1 protein-coding gene is annotated in these 1,066 nt (G+C 38.9%); it reads right to left on the bottom strand.

All coding sequences use genetic code 11. From position 1 onward, the window contains the following. On the bottom strand, window positions 1-568 hold a 568-nt coding region (locus KTR06_RS24325; RefSeq protein ID WP_217290892.1), incomplete at its 3' end, for an AAA family ATPase. Between the last annotated feature and the right edge of the window lie 498 nt (window positions 569-1,066).

The raw sequence follows: 1,066 nt of genomic DNA, 5'->3' as shown, positions 1-1,066 counted from the left end.
GAGCGAACTTTATATACCCGTCCTTCGTTTTCAAAGCGCCATAAAATGGCTTCAGAGTATTTCGGAATTGTTTTTGAAGTTCTTCATTGCCAATGGCTTGTAACATAGGTTTGTCATACTCATCTACCAGAATAACTACACGTTGCCCCGTCTTTTCGCAAGCACGCTGAATGATACCGGCAAAGCGCAGGGAAAAGGATGTTTCAGACGGACGGGTGCCGTATTGGCTTTCCCAATATTCAAGATTATCATTCAATATTTTATCCAGACTTTCCGGCGTGTCATACTTCTCAATATTAAGGTCGAGATGCAATATAGGATGCTTTATCCAATCCTTTTCCAACTTTTCCACAGACAATCCTTCAAACAGTTCCTTTTTCCCTTGGAAATAAGCCTCCAAGGTAGAAATGAGCAGACTCTTTCCAAAACGGCGCGGACGACTCAAGAAGTAATAACTTCCGGTCTTGACCATTTGATACATTAATGCAGTTTTATCAATATAGAAATAACCGTCATTACGAATCTTTTCGAAATTCTGAATACCGATAGGATAAATTTTATTGCTCATAATCTCTGCTTTTATAAATTAACGCCAGTCACCTGTCTTGCAAAGATATATATTTTTAATAGAACTCCTTCTCACGCAAGGTTAAAAGATTCTTTTCCTCAAGCCACTATTACCTCTAATTTTCCCTACAATAAAGTTTGAAAAATAAAAAAACATCTGCCACCTGCAACAAAATCGAAATAACAAACTGACTGATAAACAATTATAGCGTTGCAGATACCGTTGCAGATACGTTGCAGATAAAAGTATCTGCAACACAGCGGTAAGAAGAAATATTGCACACCAAGCATCAAAATTTATTTTCCTATCATTGAAGCGCTCGTTTCCAGCGTCAGAACTCCGGTTCCCAGGCGGGAAACTACAGTTTCCGCGCATGGAAACGAGAGTTTCCAACTAGAGATACCAGCGTTTCCCGCTAAGGACACTGGAGTTTCCATATAGAATGTACTGTACTGGATTTAGTTGACAACTTCGTTTGTTATACCTAAGTTAGTTAAC

Source organism: Bacteroides sp. MSK.20.12 (assembly GCF_019052435.1).
In the GTDB taxonomy this organism is placed as follows: domain Bacteria; phylum Bacteroidota; class Bacteroidia; order Bacteroidales; family Bacteroidaceae; genus Bacteroides; species Bacteroides xylanisolvens.
Note: the sequence above shows the minus strand (reverse complement) of the source record. Positions and strands in the feature narration are given on the sequence as shown.